Genomic DNA, 477 nt, shown 5'->3' with positions numbered 1-477 from the left:
CCATGCGCGCACTTGTTTCTACACGATCCGGGTGCAACCAGCTGATCTATCTCGGGAAAACGTGGGGAAACCTCAGAGCCGGGATCACTTTTCGGGGTACAGGTGCCCTTGTCCTGCCACGTATTGGTCGGCGTCGGCTTGGTCGGCGTCGAAGAGGCGCCGCCGGCAACCTTGCCTACTTCATCACGCGAAAGGACCCGTGCAAGCACGCGTCCCGTTTCAACAACATCCTTTCGGTTTTTCGTGGTATCAGCATTGCTCATTTCATCGACTCCAGTAAGTGCGCAGGTAATGCTGCGCGTGAATGCATGGACCATCCATGCGAAAAGCGACCCAACATTGATGCGCTAATGCATCAATACTCGGGGGAAAACCAACTCAGTTTCCAGTCCCAAACTCTTAGAGCCTGTTCAAAGTCTTCTAAGCAGCAACGCCAGGAACGCCAGGAACGCCAGGTGGATCATCTGCAAGCTGGTG

At 54.7% G+C, this 477-nt stretch carries 1 protein-coding gene; it reads right to left on the bottom strand.

Annotated features, from left to right (window positions below):
• A partial coding sequence (locus XpopCFBP1817_RS22405; RefSeq protein ID WP_208619697.1) for a hypothetical protein occupies window positions 1-263 on the bottom strand: 263 nt, incomplete at its 3' end.
• Window positions 264-477: the final 214 nt, after the last annotated feature.

The sequence above is a fragment of the Xanthomonas populi genome (assembly GCF_002940065.1).
Taxonomy (GTDB): Bacteria; Pseudomonadota; Gammaproteobacteria; order Xanthomonadales; family Xanthomonadaceae; genus Xanthomonas; species Xanthomonas populi.
Note: the sequence above shows the minus strand (reverse complement) of the source record. Positions and strands in the feature narration are given on the sequence as shown.